Here is a 16,731-nt window from a genome sequence, read left to right as displayed (position 1 = left end):
CATGGGTGTGCTCCGGGCCATTCTCATCATCCTATCGCTGACGGTCGTAACGCTGGTGCTGATCCCGGCCCAGTACATCGCCTTGTGGACCCGCTCGAAACGGGCGGAGCGCATCCCTCATCTTTGGCACAGGATCACCACGCGCCTGCTCGGCATCCGGGTGATTCAGCATGGGGTTCCTACGACCGACCGCCCGCTTATGATCGCCTCCAACCACGTGTCTTGGCTCGACATCACCGTGCTCGGCTCGCTGATGCCGCTCTCCTTCATTGCCAAGGCAGAGGTGGCGACGTGGCCGGTCTTCGGCCTGTTCGCCAAGCTGCAGCGTACGATCTTCGTCGATCGAAGCCGGCGCCACGCCACCGGAACGGTGGCCGGGGCCATCGCCGAGCGCCTGAGGCTGGGCGATGTCATGGTGCTCTTCCCAGAAGGCACATCCTCCAGCGGAACGTTCGTGCTGCCGTTCCGGACGGCGCTGATCGGGGCGGCGAAGGAGGCCGTCGCCGGCGAGAACGACCGCATTTGGGTGCAGCCCCTGGCCATCGCCTACACCCGGCTCTACGGGATCCCGCTGGGGCGCTACCGCCGACCGATGGTGGCCTGGTATGGCGACATGGACATGGCGCCTCATCTCTGGGGCATCCTGAAGAAGGGGCCGCTCGACGTGGAGATTACGTGGGGTGAGGCGGTGTCCTTCGGTCCGGGCAGCGACCGCAAGGAAATCGCCCGCAAGGCGGAGGACATCGTGCGTGGCGCAACGGTGCGGGCCCTTACGGGCCGGACCGGTGACGCGCCTCCGGCAGCAGTGGGCACGGCCTGATCCAAGGCGCGCCGGACGTCCGCCACGGGTACCGCCGCCGCTTGCATTTGCGCGCGATTGCAGGGACGGTCAGGCATGGTTTCCAACCGCCCGTTGCCGCAATCCGAATCGGCAGAACGCTGGCACCGCACGCGGCGCTGGCTCTATGGTGCGATCGCTGTCTGCTCGGTGCTGGCGCTCCTGGGCATGGCCACCTTCGATGTGGTTGGAACTCTCTACAGCTACACCCGAGGAGCCGGCGGCACCGTTTCGGCCTTCGTCGATCTTTGCATCGTCGCCAGCTTCGCCCTGATCGCGGTGCTCGCGGTCTATTCTCACGATCTCTCCCGGGAGGTGGCGCGCAGGCGGGAGGCAGAAGGCACCGCCGTTCAGCTGGCCCTGTTCGATCCGCTCACGGGCCTGCCGAACCGGCGCAACTTCCTGCAGACCTTTGACTGGTGGCTAGAGACCGCAGAGCGCGAGGGAACGCGGGTATCCCTCGTGGTCCTCGATCTCGATCGCTTCAGGGCGGTGAACGACCTGCATGGCCACACCGGCGGTGACGCGTTCCTTCAGGAAGTGGCAAAGCGGTTGCGCAGGGTGGTGCGGGCGCCGCACTTCGTGTCCCGGCTCGGGGCCGACGAGTTTGCGATCCTCATCCTGGGCGGCGAAGGCGCCGACCTCGTGCGCACGGTCCGCAGGCTTCTCAAGGAGACACGCCGGCCTGTCCGGATCGGGGAGGCCGATGTGATCCTGACGGCGAGCATCGGCATCGCGATTTTTCCTCGGGATGGCACATCGCGCGAACTGCTGCTCCAGCGCGCCGACCTGTCGATGAGCCGCGCGAAGGCCGCGGGCCGCAACACCTATGCGTCCTTCGATCCCGAAATCGACAGCGAGATCCGGTTCCGGCTATCGCTGGAAGCGGATCTTCCGAAGGCGCTGAAAAGCGGCGCCATCGTTCCCTATTTCCAGCCCTTCGTGGATCTGTCGACGGGTGCGATGGTGGGCTTCGAGGTGCTCGCCCGCTGGCATCATCCGGAGCACGGTATGCTGGGTGGCGAGACGTTCATTCCGCTGGCCGAGGAGATCGGTCTCATCGACCCGCTGTTCGGACACATTCTCAAGGCCGCCTGCAGCGAAGCCATGCTCTGGGACCGGCCCCTGCGCATCGCCGTCAACGCCTCGCCGCTGCAACTCGGCGAGCGCCGGCTGGTCGAGACAGTGATTGCATGTCTGGAAGAGTCCGGCCTGCCGGCCGAGCGCCTCGAGATCGAGATCACAGAGAATTCCCTCGTGCACGATTTCCCGCTGGCGCTGGAGATCGTCACGGCCCTGAAGTCCGTTGGGGTGTCCATCTCCCTTGATGATTTCGGCACAGGCTATTCCAACCTCCGCCACCTCAACGAACTCGCAATCGACAAGATCAAGATCGACAAGTCCTTCATCATGCGCAGGGGAGAGGGGGAGGTCACCCAGACGGTGGTCGATCTCGTGGTGGCGCTCGGCCACAGCCTCGGCCTGAAGGTCACGGCCGAAGGGGTTGAGACGCTCAGCGACGCGCTATGGCTGAAGGAGCGGGGCTGCGACTTCGGCCAGGGCTACCTTTTCTCCGAAGCCATTCCGCCCGGCGATGTGCCGGCGCTTCTGGCGGCGGCGGACCCGGCAACCGGCATCGGCCCGCAATGAGTGCTTCCCGGGTGGCGGCCGGCACGGAAATCACCGGGCTGCGCCCTTGCGTTCGCCACTATTCTGCGGCACGCCCAAGGGACGAATGGAAGCGGTGGTGATGACGGACACGAAGCGCGTATTCATCAAGAGCTACGGCTGTCAGATGAACGTCTATGACGCGGAGCGCATGGGCGAGGCCCTGGCGGCCGAGGGCTATCAGCAGACCCAGTCGGTGGACGATGCCGATCTGGTGCTCCTGAATACCTGCCATATCCGCGAGAAAGCGGCGGAAAAGGTCTACTCCGAACTAGGGCGGATCCGCGTCCTCAAGGAAGAGCGGAAGGCAGAGGGCCGTGCGCTCTCGGTGGGCGTCGCCGGCTGCGTTGCCCAGGCGGAGGGCGATGAGATCGTGCGCCGCGCGCCGACCGTGGACTTCGTGGTCGGGCCGCAGTCCTACCACCGGCTGCCGGCTCTCCTGGAGCGCTCCAGGGCGCAACCGGGTGTGGTCGACATCGATTTTCCCGCCGAGGACAAGTTCGATGCGCTGCCCGGTCGCACACGGCCGGGCCTGATCTCGCGCGGGCCGACGGCATTTTTGACCGTGCAGGAAGGCTGCGACAAGTTCTGCGCCTTCTGCGTCGTGCCCTACACCCGCGGCGCCGAGGTGTCGCGGCCCGTTGCGCGCATCATCGCCGAGGCCGAGGATCTGGCTGCCGCCGGTGTGCGCGAGGTCACGCTGCTGGGGCAGAACGTCAACGCCTACCATGGCGAGGGGCCGGACGGCCGCGTCTGGGATCTGGCGCGCCTCTGCTACCGGCTCTCCGAGATCGAGGGGCTGGCGCGTATCCGCTATACGACCAGCCATCCGCTCGACATGACTGACAGCTTGATCGAGGCGCATCGGGATCTGCCTACGCTTATGCCTTATCTGCACCTGCCCGTGCAGGCGGGATCGGACCGGATCCTGGCCGCGATGAACCGCCGTCACGCTGCCGAGGAGTACGTTCGGCTGATCGAACGGATCCGTGCGGCGCGGCCCGACATCGCCCTCTCCGGCGATTTCATCGTCGGCTTTCCCGGCGAGACCGATGCGGACTTCGAGGACACGATGCGGCTCGTGGAGACGGTCCGCTATGCCTCCGCCTACTCGTTCAAATATTCCTCGCGTCCCGGAACGCCGGCCGCAGGTAAGGGCGAGCAGGTGCCCGAGCCGGTGAAGGGTGAGCGACTGCAGCGCCTGCAGGCGCTGCTCAACGAACAGGCCGATGAATTCAACCGGTCAATGGTCGGCCGCACCTTCGACATTCTGCTTGAAAAGCCCGGCCGGCGCGAAGGTCAGCTCACCGGCCGATCGCCCTATCTGCAGCCCGTTCACCTGTCCGCACCGCACGCGGCAATCGGAGACGTCATGCAGGTTACCGTGACGGACGTCGCAGGCCACAGCCTGTTCGCCGAGCCAGTCGGCTCGGTTTCTGCCGAGGCGCCGCGTGTCGCCGTCGGAGGCGCCGCTTGAGCCCCGGCCGGCGGACGGGCGCGGCACCGGGGGCCGGTCGGCCCAGCGTTCCGGCTTCCGACACGACCCATATCGTGCTGGCCTTCGACGACAACCGGATCGTCGGCGACCTGTTCGGCCAGTTCGACCAGAACCTTGCCCTGGTGGAGCAGCGTCTGGGCATCGAGGCGGTGGCGCGCGGCAACCAGGTCACCATCAAAGGACCGCACGACGCCTGCGAAACGGCGCGGACGGCGCTGGAGTCCCTCTATCACCGCCTCAAGAAGGGCGACGAGATCCAGCCCGGCGACGTGGAAGGGGCGCTGCGGATGGCGCAGGCCTCAGAGGGCCAGCTCAGCCTGCCGACCCTGGAGAAGGACGGCCGGTTGGCGCTTGCCCAGGTGTCCACCCGCAAGCGGACGGTGGTTGCGCGGACACCCGCCCAGGACGCCTATATTCGGGCCATGGACCGGGTCGACCTGGTCTTCGGTCTCGGCCCGGCGGGTACCGGCAAGACCTTCCTGGCGGTGGCCTATGCCGCAACGCTCCTGGAGCGCGGCGATGTCGCGCGCCTGATCCTGTCGCGGCCGGCCGTGGAGGCAGGCGAGCGCCTTGGCTTCCTGCCCGGCGACATGCGCGAGAAGATCGATCCCTATCTCAGACCGCTCTACGATGCGCTGTATGAGATGATGGCGCCGGAAAAGGTGGAGCGCGGCCTCACCTCGGGGATGATCGAAGTGGCGCCGCTCGCCTTCATGCGCGGCCGGACGCTCTCCAACGCGGTGGTGATCCTCGACGAAGCCCAGAACACCACGTCGATGCAGATGAAGATGTTCCTGACCCGTCTGGGCGAGAACTCCAAGATGGTGGTGACTGGCGACCCCAGCCAGGTCGACCTGCCGCCCGGTCAGGTGTCGGGCCTTCGCGAGGCGGTATCGGTGCTGGAAGGGGTCGAGGGCGTGGCCACGGTGCGGTTCTCCGATGCCGACGTGGTTCGCCACGAACTGGTCGCGCGCATCGTGCGGGCCTACGATCAGACCAGCCGCGATGCGCTTGCCGAGCGTGAGGAGCGTCGAGGTCAGCCCGCGGCGGGTGCGACGCGGCCGAGCGCGCAGGACAAGTCGTGAAAGTGCCGGAACTGCGGTCCGCCCCCGTCGACGTCGATATCGACGTCATCCGGGACGCGGATGGCTGGCCACCGGAAGCCGTCCTGGTGCGCATCTGCGACCAGGCGGTGGCAGCGGCCTGCTCACAGGGCGAGGTCGTGCTGGCCGATGGGTGCGAGTTGGCTATCCTGTTCGCTGACGACGAACGGGTTCGCGACCTCAATTCGGAGTTTCGTAGCAAGGATCAGCCCACCAACGTGCTGTCCTTTCCCTCAATCGGGGATGGCGTGCGCGGCGAGCCGACCCATCTAGGGGACATCGTGCTGGCCTACGAGACCGTGGCGCGCGAGGCGGAAGAAAGCGGCAAGCCGTTCGAGCACCACCTGGCGCACCTCGTCATGCACGGCTTTCTCCACGTCCTCGGCTACGATCACGAGGACGAGGCGGAAGCCCGCGTGATGGAGGCGCTCGAGACGCGGGCCCTGGCGTCGCTGGGGATCGCCGATCCATATGCCGACGAGGACGAAGACGAACCGTAGCCGTTCGAATGCGTTGCGCTTGCACGGTGAAATCGAGCATTCTTGCCATGCAAGGTGATCTATTCTGCACCGCGGTCAAGAAACCGCGGTAACGGAAGACTAGAAACGATGGTCGGCCCATACGCTCCGGAACCCGCCGGGGACGGGGCGCGGGCCATGCCGGATGCCGGCAAAGGAGCGGACGGACCAGTCTGGAATGAACGACGAACCTCAGAGTACTGGCGCGGCGACGCCGCGCCCCGACGACCGCGAAGCCGACCTGGCCGACAGTAGCAGCGAGGACGCCGCCTCCGGTTCCGAACGGTCGAACGACGGATGGCTCGAGCGATTGCGCTCGGCTGTCGGGTTCAAGACGAATGGCTCCCTGCGCGATGATCTGGCCTCCGCCCTCGCCGCGGAAGAGGACGGCCCCGCCGCCTTCACGCCGGAAGAGCGGCTCCTGCTTCGCAACATCCTTCACCTCAGGGAAGTCCGCGTCGACGACGTGATGATTCCCCGCGCCGATATCGATGCCATCGACGAGCACGTGGCGCTTGGCGAACTTCTCAAGCTGTTCCGCGAATCCGGCCATTCGCGCATGCCAGTGTTCCGGGAAACCCTCGATGATCCGGTCGGACTCGTCCACATCAAGGACGTGATGGCCTACATATCCGAACGCGCCAGCACGCTCGCCGCGGAGGGCCCCGCGCTCGATCTGCGCCAGGTGGATCTCGCCGTGCCGCTTGCCGATCTCGGACTCATCCGGCCCGTCCTGTTCGTGCCGCCGTCGATGCCCGCCGCCGACCTGATGGCCAAGATGCAGGCGACCCACATCCAGATGGCGCTGGTGATCGACGAGTATGGCGGAACCGACGGCCTCGCTTCGCTGGAAGATCTGGTCGAAACGGTGGTCGGCGATATCGAGGACGAGCACGACGAGTCGGACGAGCCCATGATCGTGCGGGCTGGTGAGGACGTCTGGGTCGCGGATGCCCGCGTTGCGCTGGACGATGCCCACGAGATCATCGGCGAAGACTTCATTGTCGGCGAACATGGCGAGGACGTCGATACCCTTGGCGGCCTCGTCTTCTCGCTGCTGGGCAGGATCCCCGTGCGCGGCGAGCTGATATCCGCGCCGGACCTGCCCGGGTTCGAGTTCGAGGTTCTCGACGCCGATCCGCGCCGCATCCGTCGCATGCGCCTCTACCGCCGGAAGGCTCGCGGCGCGCTCGGACGCAGGCCCCGGGAAGAGGCGAAACGCGCGCCCGAGACCGCCGAGACGTGACGCCGGCGCCGACCGCCGGAACCAGGGGCAGGCGGCCAGCCGTCCAACGCCTCTTGGCGGCCACGACCTCGCTGACCGGCTGGCGCCGCCGGCTTGTGGCGCTCGTGACAGGGGCGGTGTCCGCTGCCGCAATGCCACCCTTCGGCGTCGCCTGGATCCTGTTCCTGACGCTCCCGATCCTTGTCCTGCTCCTCGACGGGGTCGCGCGGGCGTCGGCCCGGCGCCGCAGGGTGGTGGGTGCGCTTTCGATCGGCTGGTGGTTCGGGTTCGGCTATTTCCTGGCGGGTCTCTGGTGGATCGGCTCGGCCTTTCTCGTGGAGGCGGAGGCGTTTGCATGGATGATCCCGTTCGCGGTGGCCGGTCTCCCGGCGGGACTTGCCCTCTTCTATGGCGCGGGAGCGGGCTTCGCCATGACGCTCTGGCAGCCGGGCCCAGGGCGGATCGTGGCGCTGGCCGTGGGGCTCTCCGGGGCTGAATGGCTGCGCGGCCACGTGCTGACTGGCTTTCCGTGGAACGGTCTCGGCTACGCGCTCGCCGCCGACGATGCCCTCATGCAGGCCGCTTCACTGGTGGGCGTCTACGGCCTCGCCCTGCTCAGCGTCCTTTTCTTCGCGAGCTCGGCGGCGGTGGTTCGTGACGGGGCCCTCGTCAGGGGGCGTGAGGTCCTCGGACCTGCAGCGGCGCTTCTGCTTCTTCTGGGGATGGCGATATGGGGCTCGGCCCGCCTCGGCGACCCCCCGGCGTCCGACACGACGTCAGTGCCAATACGGATCGTTCAGCCATCCATCGACCAAGCCGACAAGTGGAAGCCGGAACTCGCCACCACGGTGTTCGAGACCTATCTCTCGCTGACCGAGGAGCCCGCCTCTGACGGGGGCGCTCGCCCGGACGGGCTGGTTGTGATCTGGCCTGAAACCGCAGTCCCGTTTCTCCTCTCGGAGGCTCCGGTGGCGGTCGAGGCAATCGCGGATAGCCTGCCACCGGGCGGCCGGCTCCTGACCGGTGCCGTCCGGGTCGAGCGCAACCCGGAGGCCGTCAACGGTGCGGACTATTTCAACAGCATTCTTCAGGTTGCGCCCGATGGCCATCTCTCGACCCTCTACGACAAGGTTCACCTCGTGCCGTTCGGAGAGTTCCTGCCGTTTCAGGATCTGGTCGAGCGTATCGGCCTTGAGCAGCTGACACAGCTTCCGGGCGGCTTCTCGGCCGGTGTTGAACGCACGAGCCTGCAGGTCGAGGGCCTGCCTCCGTTCAGCCCGCTCATCTGCTACGAGATCGTGTTTCCCGGCGCGGCTTTGAACGATGCCGACCGTCCTGCCTGGATCCTCAACGTCACCAACGATGCCTGGTTCGGACTGACCCCAGGTCCATATCAGCACCTTCTCCAGGCCCGCGTCCGGGCCGTCGAGGAGGGGGTGCCGGTGATCCGCGCGGCCAATACGGGCGTTTCCGCCGTGATCGACGCAAACGGCCGTGTCGTCTCTCGTCTCGGGCTTGGGGAGAGCGGTATCATTGACGCGGCCCTCCCCGCAGTGGCGCCGCCCACACTCTATGCGCGCGCTGGTGATGGTCCGTTCTGGGCGGCTGTCGTCCTTGCGTTCATTCTGCTTGTCCTAAGCCGGCAACGGATTTCGAGACGGCGGAAAGATTGACGAACCGGTCCGGCGGCGCCCATTATCCCGCTTCCCTGCAGGGGCGAGGCCTAAAGGCGAAGTTTCACCCTCGGGGCTTCCGGCAACAGGAAGGACGGGTCCGCCATGGCGCAGAAGAAGGTTCCGAACCCGGTCGACGTGCACGTCGGCAGCAGGGTGCGGATGCGGCGGATGATCATGTCCATGAGCCAGGAGCGCCTCGGCGACCAGCTCGGTGTGACCTTCCAGCAGATCCAGAAATATGAAAAGGGATCGAACCGGATCGGCGCGAGCCGCCTGCAGCAGATCGCGCGCGTTCTGCAGGTGCCGGTTGCATTCTTCTTCGAAGATGCTCCGGACGGATCGGGCAACGGAGCCGGTTTCGCCGAGGCGCATTCGCCGAACTATGTGACCGACTTCCTGTCGTCCGGAGAGGGGCTGGCGCTCAACAGGGCTTTCGTCCGGATCTCCGACGCGAAAGTTCGCCGTCGTATCATCGACCTCGTCGAGGCGCTTGCCGACAAGCCCTCTGAATAGTGCTTCAGACAGACTGAAATGCCCGGCTTTGCTCGCTTCCCTTCAAGGGATTTGCGGCTTGACCGGCTTTCTTATCCTTGTCACATAGCCTCGCCGGCCCTTGCAGATACGGGGGCCAATGCGCCGCCCTAGCCCGCCTTCCGGCGCCATGCGAGGATCAGACAAGTGCCGCACGAGAATTATCTCTTCACCAGCGAGTCCGTTTCCGAAGGTCATCCCGACAAGGTCTGCGACCGGATCTCGGACACGATCGTCGATGCCTTCCTGTCCGAAATGCCCGAGGCGCGGGTGGCGTGCGAAACGCTGGCAACGACGAACCGCGTGGTGATCGCTGGCGAGACCCGCGGTCCCGACACGCTGACCCATGATTATCTCGCCCACCTGGCGCGCCTCGCGATCCGCGACATCGGCTATGAGCAGGAAGGCTTCCACTGGCAGCACGCCAAGGTCGACGTGCACCTGCACGCCCAGTCGGCCGACATCGCCCAGGGCGTCGATTCCTCGGGCAATAAGGACGAGGGCGCCGGCGACCAGGGCATCATGTTCGGCTATGCCTGTCGCGAGACGCCGGAGCTGATGCCGGCGCCGATCTACTATTCACACAAGATCCTCAAGCTGCTTGCCGATGCCCGCAAGTCGGGCCGCGAGCCGGCGCTGGAGCCTGACGCGAAGAGCCAGGTGACGATCGCCTACGAAAACGGCAAGCCGGTGCGCTGCACCCAGGTGGTGCTGTCGACCCAGCACACGGGTGACCTGTCCTCCCAGGACGTGCGCTCGATCGTGGAGCCCTACATCGCCGCGGCGCTGCCCGACGACTGGATCAACGACGATACTGTCTGGCACGTGAACCCGACCGGCAAGTTCATCATCGGCGGTCCGGACGGCGACTGCGGCCTCACCGGCCGCAAGATCATCGTCGACACCTACGGCGGTGCCGCACCGCACGGCGGCGGTGCCTTTTCCGGCAAGGATCCGACGAAGGTCGACCGCTCGGCTGCCTACGCGGCCCGCTATCTGGCTAAGAACGTGGTCGCTGCGGATCTTGCCGACCGCTGCACCATCCAGCTCGCCTACGCCATCGGCGTGTCGGAGCCGCTGGCCGTCTATGTCGACCTGCACGGCACCGGCAAGGTCTCCGAGACCGCGGTGGAGAAGGCCTGCCGCGAGGTCATGAACCTGACGCCGCGCGGGATTCGCGAACACCTGCAGCTCAACCGTCCGATCTACGCGCGCACCGCGGCCTATGGCCATTTTGGTCGCGCGGCGGAAGCCGACGGTGGCTTTTCATGGGAGAACATCGATCTGGTTCACGCGCTCCGCGACGCCGCGCGCTGACGCCGGACTGGTGAGTTCCTCCGACGATGACACGCTGCGCGGCGGCCCCGCGCAGCGTCCTGCCCGCACCCTGTTCGGGCGGCGCAAGGGCCATCCGCTGACTGAGACGCGCGCGGCCCTGTTCGAAACGGTGCTGCCGCGCGTCGCCGTGCCCCTCGACAACGATTGCCTCGATCCCGAAGGCCTCTTCGCCTTTCCGGTGAACGATGTCCGGATGGAGATCGGCTTCGGTGGCGGCGAGCATCTCGTCCACGAGGCGGAGACACGCGCCGCCTCAGGCTTCATCGGCTGCGAGCCGTTCGTGAACGGCATGGCCAAGGCCTTGGCTGCCGTCGACGAAGCGGGGCTCGCCAACGTGCGCCTGCACTTCGGTGATGCGGTCGAGATCCTCGACCGGTTGCCTGATGCCTCGCTCGCCCGGGTGGATCTGCTTTATCCCGATCCCTGGCCGAAGAAGCGCCACTGGAAGCGCCGTTTCGTCGCCGACGACCGGATCGACCGGATCGCGCGCGTATTGCGGCCCGGTGGGCAGTTCCGCATGGCGAGCGACATCCCGTCCTACGTGGACTGGACGCTCAAGCACCTCATCGACCGCAGCGACTTTCGCTGGACGGCACGGGCAGCCGCCGACTGGCGCACGCCCTATCCGGGCTGGCCTGGAACCCGCTACGAGGCCAAGGCGCTGGAGGCAGGCCGCGTGCCCGCCTATCTGACCTTCGAGCGGGTCTGAGCGCCGCGACCGACATGAAAAAAGGGGAGCCCCCCGGCTCCCCTTCGTCGTTTCCAGGGCCGTGCCCTTACCTCAGGTAATCCCGTAGGCGGCGACGGCGGCGAGGTTCACGATCTCCGAATCCTTGGCACCAAACGGCACAATCTGGACCGGCTTGTCGAGGCCGACGAGCAGCGGGCCGAGCACCATCGATCCACCAAGCTCCTGCAGCGTCTTGGTGGTGATGGAGGCGGCGTCGAAGGTGGGCATCACCAGCACGTTCGCCGGTCCGGAGAGGCGGCAGAACGGATAGGCGGACCGCATGATGTCGCCGTTCAGCGCCACGTCGGCTGCCATCTCGCCATCGTACTCGAAGTCGACCCGGCGCTGGTCGAGGAGTTTCACCGCTTCCTGGACGCGGCTTGCCCGATCGCCCGGCGGGTGGCCGAACGAGGCGTAGGTGAGCAACGCGACGCGCGGCTCGTAGCCCAGGCGACGGGCCACGTGAGCGGCCTCTTCGGCGATGTCGGCCAGGTCTGTGGCCGACGGGTCGTCGTGAACAGCGGTGTCGGCGACGAGCACGGTGCGACCGCGCGCCAGCACCATGGAGACGCCGATCATGCAATGGCCGGGTTTCGGCTCCACCACTCGGCGCACCGTATCCAGCGCAACGGAATAGTTGCGCGTGACGCCGGTGACCATGGCGTCGGCGTCGCCGAGGGCGACCATGAGCGCCCCGAAGAAGTTTCGGTCTTGGTTCACGACGCGCTGGCAATCGCGCAGCAGCATGCCTTTCCGCTGCAGCTTGGAATAAAGATACTCCGCATAGTCGCGGTTGCGGCGCGAGAGCGCGGCGTTGAGCACTTCCAGGCCCGGCTTGAGCTCGATGCCGGCGGCGAACGCGGTCTCCCGGACGCGCTCCTCGCGGCCGATCAGGATGGCGGTTCCGAGCTCCTGCTGGACAAAGCTGGCCGCTGCGCGGATGACGGCCTCTTCCTCGCCCTCGGCGAAAACGACGCGCTTGGGCGCCTGGCGCACCTTCGTGAAGATCCGCTGCAGAGAGCCGGCCACCGGGTCACGGCGCGCCGAGAGGGTTTCCGCATAATCCTTCATGTCGATGATCGGATGGCGGGCCACGCCGGAATCCATCGCGGCACGGGCAACGGCCGGCGGGATTACCGAGATGAGGCGCGGATCGAACGGCACCGGGATGATGTAGTCCGGGCCGAAGCGCGGCCGGTTGCCCTGATAGGCCGACGCCACCTCGTCCGGCACGTCCTCGCGGGCGAGCTTGGCGAGCGCCTCGGCCGCGGCGATCTTCATCTCCTCGTTGATGGCGGTTGCCCGGACATCGAGGGCGCCGCGGAAGATGTAGGGAAAGCCGAGGACGTTGTTGACCTGGTTGGGATAGTCGGACCGGCCGGTCGCGATGATCGCGTCGTCGCGGATTTCGGCAACCTCCTCCGGGGTGATCTCCGGGTCGGGGTTCGCCATGGCGAAGATGATCGGGTTCGGCGCCATGGAGCGCACCATCTCGCGGGTGAGTGCGCCCTTGACCGACACGCCGAAGAAGACGTCGGCGCCTTCCATGGCGTCGGCGAGCGTCCGCGCGTCGGTCGGAACCGCGTGGGCCGACTTCCACTGGTTCATGCCTTCGCCGCGACCCTCGTAGATCACGCCCTTGGTGTCACAGAGAATGACGTTCTTGTGCGGCACGCCCATTGCCTTGACCAGTTCGATGCAGGCGATGCCCGCCGAACCGGCGCCGTTGCAGACGATCTTCAGGTCTTCCAGCTTGCGGTCGGTGAGGTGCAGGGCGTTGATCAGGCCGGCTGCGGCGATGATGGCGGTGCCGTGCTGGTCGTCGTGGAAGACCGGAATGTCCATCAGTTCGCGCAGCTTCTGCTCGATGATGAAGCAGTCCGGCGCCTTGATGTCCTCCAGGTTGATGCCGCCGAAGGAGGGGCCGAGATAGCGAACGCAGTTGATGAAGGCATCGACGTCGCCGGTGTCGACTTCCAGGTCGATACCGTCGATGTCTGCGAAGCGCTTGAAGAGGACCGCCTTGCCCTCCATCACCGGCTTGGAGGCCAGCGCGCCGAGGTTGCCGAGGCCGAGAATGGCGGAGCCATTGGAGATGACGGCGACCATGTTGCCGCGTGCGGTATAATCGAAGGCGCGGTCCGGGTCTTCGGCGATGGCCAGCACCGGTACGGCCACGCCCGGCGAGTAGGCCAGCGACAGATCGCGCTGGGTCGCCATGGGCTTGGTCGGGGTGACTTCCAGCTTGCCGGGCCGGCCGCGCTGGTGAAACTGGAGCGCCTCCTGGTCGGTGAAGGCCGGGCGGGTGCGGCGGCTGCCGTCGCTCGTCATGGTTATGCGTTTCCTCGAATTCCGGGGCGGTCGGCGTCGGGGCTGTTTGCAAGCCCTTCAAGGTTGCGGACCTTACTTTGCCCTCCAGGGCCTCACAAGCCGCCAGCCGAGGCTCCGGCCATCGTCGCAGGCGAAAACCCTTGGAGGAGTGAGCGCGGTCCCGTGTATCGGGCCGCGCGGTTTGCTATGACCGGAGCGGCCATGGAAGGGGACATGCATGGACGCTGAGGCAAGCCCGGCCGCCAGTCGGCCGACGCCGATGATGGAACAGTATATCGAGATCAAGGCGGCGAACCCCGACTGCCTGCTGTTCTACCGTATGGGCGATTTCTACGAGCTGTTCTTCGATGATGCGGCCGTCGCGGCGCGTGCGCTCGGCATCACGCTCACCAAGCGGGGAAAGCACCTCGGCGAAGATATTCCCATGTGCGGTGTGCCGATCCACGCCGCCGACGACTATCTTCAGAAGCTGATCGCGTTGGGCCATCGCGTTGCCGTCTGCGAGCAGACGGAAGACCCGGCGGAGGCGAAGAAGCGCGGCTCCAAGTCGGTGGTGAAGCGCGACGTGATCCGGCTGGTGACGCCGGGCACGCTGACGGAAGAGACCCTGCTCGAGGCCGGTCGCGCCAATCACCTTTTGGCCCTCTCGCGGGTGAAGTCGGGAGCCGGCAACGGTGAACCCGCCTACGGGATCGCCTGGATCGACATTTCAACGGGCGCGTTTCGGGTCTGTGAGACGACCGGGCCGGCGCTCTCCGGCGAGATCGCCCGCATCGACCCCAGCGAGATCGTCGTGGCGGAGCAGGTTGCCGACGAGCCCGACGTTGCGCTTGCACTCTCCTATGCGCGCGGCTCAGTCACCCCGGTTGCCAGGGCGCTGTTCGACGGCACGATTGCCGATGAGCGCATCACCCGCTACTTTTCCGTTGCCACGCTCGATGCCTTCGGCACGTTCTCCCGCGCCGAGATCGCCGCGGCCGGCGCTGCGCTCGCCTACGTCGAGAAGACGCAGATCGGCGTACGTCCGCCGCTGGATCCGCCGGTGCGCGATGCGGTTGCCGCGACGCTCGCCATCGATCCGGCGACGCGCGCCAACCTCGAACTGACCCGCACGCTGTCCGGCGAGCGCAAGGGCGCGCTGCTTGCTGCCGTCGACCGCACCGTCACGGGCGCCGGCAGCCGGCTGCTTGCGGAGCGTTTGTCCAGCCCGCTGACGGACCCCGAGCGAATCGGCGCACGGCTGGATGCGGTCGGCTTCTTCCTCGTGGAGGAGCGGATGCGCATCGACCTGCGCGCTCGGCTCTCCGGCGCGCCGGACATGCCCCGCGCGCTGTCGCGGTTGGCGCTAGACCGGGGCGGCCCACGCGATCTCGGTGCGATCCGGGAAGGGTTGTCGACCGCCCGCTCGGTGCTCGGCGATCTTGTCCAAGCCGAGTCTCCACTGCCCGCCGAGATTGCCGGCGTGCGGGAGGCGCTGGACCGGCTTCCGGCTGATCTCCTCGATGACCTCGACCGTTGCCTGGAGGACGAGCTGCCACTCATCGGGCGTGACGGCGGGTTCGTTCGCAAGGGGGTCGACGCCGATCTCGACGAGGCGCGGACCCTGCGCGACGAGAGTCGGCGGGTCATTGCTTCGCTGCAGGCGACCTACGCCGAGGAAACCGGTGTCAAGTCACTGAAGATCAAGCACAATGCGGTGCTAGGCTGGTTCGTCGAAGTGACGGCGCTGCACGCCGACAAGCTGATGGCCGAGGTGGCGACGGGGAATTCCAAGTTCCGTCATCGCCAGACCATGGCCGGGGCGATGCGTTTCACGACTGTCGAACTCGCGGAGCTGGAATCCGCCATCGCCAATGCCGCTGACCGGGCGCTCGCCGTCGAGTCGCGGATCTTCGCCCAGCTTCGGGAGGCGGTCATTGCCGCGGCCGATCTACTCAAGCAGGCGGCAGACGGCCTTGCCAGGCTCGACGTCGCGACCGCGCTGGCCGAACTCGCGGTGGACCAGCGCTACGCGCGCCCGCTTGTCGACACCTCGCAGCGCTTCTGCATCGAGGGCGGCCGTCATCCGGTGGTGGAGCAGGCGCTCGCCGAGGCCGCTGCCGATCCGTTCGTCGCCAACGACTGCGACCTCTCGCCCGTTGCCGGCGACGCCGGGCGGATCGTGCTCGTCACCGGCCCGAACATGGGAGGTAAGTCGACCTTCCTGCGCCAGAATGCGCTGATCGCGATCCTCGCCCAGGCGGGATCCTATGTCCCAGCCGTCAGGGCTGAGATCGGCGTCGTCGACCGCCTGTTCAGCCGCGTCGGCGCGGCCGACGACCTGGCGCGCGGACGTTCTACCTTCATGGTGGAGATGGTGGAGACGGCTGCGATCCTGAACCAGGCCGGGCCGCGCTCGCTGGTGATCCTCGACGAGATCGGTCGCGGAACGGCGACCTATGACGGCCTCTCCATCGCCTGGGCGGCGATCGAACACCTGCACGAGGTGAACCGGTCGCGCGCGCTGTTCGCCACCCATTATCACGAGCTGACCGCGCTCGCCGATCGGCTGGAACATTGCGCCAACGTCACCATGCGGGTAAAGGAGTGGAAGGGCGACGTGGTCTTCTTGCACGAGGTGGTTGCAGGTGCCGCCGACCGCTCCTACGGCATCCAGGTGGCCAAGCTGGCCGGCCTGCCCAAGGCGGTTGTTGCGCGGGCGCGCGACGTGCTGAACCAGCTCGAAGCCAGCGATCGCAAGTCGGATCGTGCCGATCTGGTCGATGACCTGCCGCTCTTTTCAGCCACCGTGCAGGCCGCTCCCACAACGCACGCCACCCCGGTGGAGGATCCGCTCAGGACCGCGCTCTCCGTCATTCACCCCGACGATATGAGCCCGCGCGAAGCGCTGGACGCTCTCTACCGGCTGAAGGCAGCGGCGCGCACCGAGGAGGATATGGAATGAGCAAGGGATACTGGATCGGCCGGGTCTCCATCTCCGATTCGGAAGCCTACAAGCGCTATACGGAGGCGAATGCAAAGGCGTTCGCCGATTATGGCGCCCGCTTCCTGGTCCGGGCGGGGCCCTCCGAACTGCTGGAGGGCGACGCGCGCGAGCGCAACGTCGTCATCGAGTTCCCCACCTACCAGGCGGCGCTCGACTGCTGGCATTCGGCGGATTACCAGGCGGCCCGCACGCTGCGGAAGGATGCGTCGCTGATCGACCTCGTCGTCGTCGAGGGCTACGACGGACCACAGCCTGGCGGCGGCTGAGGCCCGCCGCCGCGTTGCCCCCG

13 protein-coding genes are annotated in these 16,731 nt (G+C 66.8%); 12 read left to right on the top strand and 1 reads right to left on the bottom strand.

The window, feature by feature from the left end:
• Position 1 precedes the first annotated feature (1 nt).
• From olsA to trmB, 10 genes are all read left to right on the top strand, one after another.
• Positions 2 to 820 carry a lyso-ornithine lipid O-acyltransferase gene (gene olsA, locus C507_RS0107195; protein ID WP_018698999.1) on the top strand — a complete coding sequence of 273 codons (819 nt, stop codon included), beginning with the start codon at positions 2 to 4 and terminating at the stop codon, positions 818 to 820.
• 75 nt (positions 821 to 895) lie between these two features.
• The gene (locus C507_RS20655) at positions 896 to 2,488 is read left to right on the top strand and encodes a putative bifunctional diguanylate cyclase/phosphodiesterase (RefSeq protein ID WP_018698998.1); all 1,593 of its coding nucleotides are present in this window, start codon (positions 896 to 898) and stop codon (positions 2,486 to 2,488) included.
• 100 nt (positions 2,489 to 2,588) lie between these two features.
• Positions 2,589 to 3,983 (top strand): tRNA (N6-isopentenyl adenosine(37)-C2)-methylthiotransferase MiaB, encoded by a 1,395-nt coding sequence (gene miaB / locus C507_RS0107185; protein ID WP_245559655.1) that lies wholly within the window; start codon positions 2,589 to 2,591, stop codon positions 3,981 to 3,983.
• Between the two features lie 74 nt (positions 3,984 to 4,057).
• Positions 4,058 to 5,089, top strand: a complete 1,032-nt coding sequence (locus C507_RS0107180) for a PhoH family protein (protein WP_018698996.1) — start codon at positions 4,058 to 4,060, stop codon at positions 5,087 to 5,089.
• The gene (gene ybeY / locus C507_RS0107175; protein ID WP_018698995.1) at positions 5,086 to 5,607 is read left to right on the top strand and encodes an rRNA maturation RNase YbeY; all 522 of its coding nucleotides are present in this window, start codon (positions 5,086 to 5,088) and stop codon (positions 5,605 to 5,607) included. The genes C507_RS0107180 and ybeY overlap by 4 nt, the downstream gene beginning before the upstream one ends.
• Positions 5,608 to 5,803: 196 nt before the next feature.
• Positions 5,804 to 6,871 carry a hemolysin family protein gene (locus tag C507_RS0107170; RefSeq protein ID WP_018698994.1) on the top strand — a complete coding sequence of 356 codons (1,068 nt, stop codon included), beginning with the start codon at positions 5,804 to 5,806 and terminating at the stop codon, positions 6,869 to 6,871.
• Between the two features lie 53 nt (positions 6,872 to 6,924).
• Complete coding sequence (gene lnt / locus C507_RS0107165) at positions 6,925 to 8,523, top strand: apolipoprotein N-acyltransferase (RefSeq protein ID WP_018698993.1); 1,599 nt, start codon at positions 6,925 to 6,927, stop codon at positions 8,521 to 8,523.
• 105 nt (positions 8,524 to 8,628) lie between these two features.
• Entirely contained in the window at positions 8,629 to 9,039 is a 411-nt protein-coding gene (locus tag C507_RS0107160) for a helix-turn-helix domain-containing protein (RefSeq protein WP_018698992.1), read from the top strand.
• Between the two features lie 165 nt (positions 9,040 to 9,204).
• Complete coding sequence (gene metK / locus C507_RS0107155; protein ID WP_018698991.1) at positions 9,205 to 10,374, top strand: methionine adenosyltransferase; 1,170 nt, start codon at positions 9,205 to 9,207, stop codon at positions 10,372 to 10,374.
• A 7-nt stretch (positions 10,375 to 10,381) separates the two neighbouring features.
• Positions 10,382 to 11,104: a tRNA (guanine(46)-N(7))-methyltransferase TrmB gene (trmB, locus tag C507_RS0107150; protein WP_425386848.1), complete on the top strand. Its 723-nt coding sequence runs from the start codon at positions 10,382 to 10,384 to the stop codon at positions 11,102 to 11,104.
• A gap of 72 nt (positions 11,105 to 11,176) precedes the next feature.
• On the opposite strand, the gene C507_RS0107145 is transcribed toward trmB, so the two are convergent.
• Entirely contained in the window at positions 11,177 to 13,456 is a 2,280-nt protein-coding gene (locus C507_RS0107145) for an NADP-dependent malic enzyme (RefSeq protein WP_018698989.1), read from the bottom strand.
• A 217-nt stretch (positions 13,457 to 13,673) separates the two neighbouring features.
• On the opposite strand from C507_RS0107145, the gene mutS reads away from it, so the two are divergent.
• Both mutS and C507_RS0107135 read left to right on the top strand, forming a co-directional pair.
• Positions 13,674 to 16,400, top strand: a complete 2,727-nt coding sequence (gene mutS / locus C507_RS0107140) for a DNA mismatch repair protein MutS (RefSeq protein ID WP_018698988.1) — start codon at positions 13,674 to 13,676, stop codon at positions 16,398 to 16,400.
• The gene (locus tag C507_RS0107135) at positions 16,397 to 16,708 is read left to right on the top strand and encodes a DUF1330 domain-containing protein (protein ID WP_018698987.1); all 312 of its coding nucleotides are present in this window, start codon (positions 16,397 to 16,399) and stop codon (positions 16,706 to 16,708) included. The genes mutS and C507_RS0107135 overlap by 4 nt, the downstream gene beginning before the upstream one ends.
• The last annotated feature ends 23 nt before the right edge of the window (positions 16,709 to 16,731 follow it).

This window comes from Amorphus coralli DSM 19760 (genome assembly GCF_000374525.1).
GTDB lineage: Bacteria > Pseudomonadota > Alphaproteobacteria > Rhizobiales > Amorphaceae > Amorphus > Amorphus coralli.
This window is presented reverse-complemented; position numbering and strand designations above follow the sequence as displayed.

What these genes read in the sequence shown, in the direction of transcription:
- C507_RS20655 (WP_018698998.1), top strand. Translation starts at nt 896, where the DNA reads ATGGTTTCCAACCGCCCGTTGCCGCAATCCGAATCGGCAGAACGCTGG.
- mutS (WP_018698988.1), top strand. Translation starts at nt 13,674, where the DNA reads ATGGACGCTGAGGCAAGCCCGGCCGCCAGTCGGCCGACGCCGATGATG.
- C507_RS0107170 (WP_018698994.1), top strand. Translation starts at nt 5,804, where the DNA reads ATGAACGACGAACCTCAGAGTACTGGCGCGGCGACGCCGCGCCCCGAC.
- C507_RS0107135 (WP_018698987.1), top strand. Translation starts at nt 16,397, where the DNA reads ATGAGCAAGGGATACTGGATCGGCCGGGTCTCCATCTCCGATTCGGAA.
- miaB (WP_245559655.1), top strand. Translation starts at nt 2,589, where the DNA reads ATGACGGACACGAAGCGCGTATTCATCAAGAGCTACGGCTGTCAGATG.
- C507_RS0107145 (WP_018698989.1), bottom strand. Translation starts at nt 13,456, where the DNA reads ATGACGAGCGACGGCAGCCGCCGCACCCGCCCGGCCTTCACCGACCAG.
- olsA (WP_018698999.1), top strand. Translation starts at nt 2, where the DNA reads ATGGGTGTGCTCCGGGCCATTCTCATCATCCTATCGCTGACGGTCGTA.
- C507_RS0107160 (WP_018698992.1), top strand. Translation starts at nt 8,629, where the DNA reads ATGGCGCAGAAGAAGGTTCCGAACCCGGTCGACGTGCACGTCGGCAGC.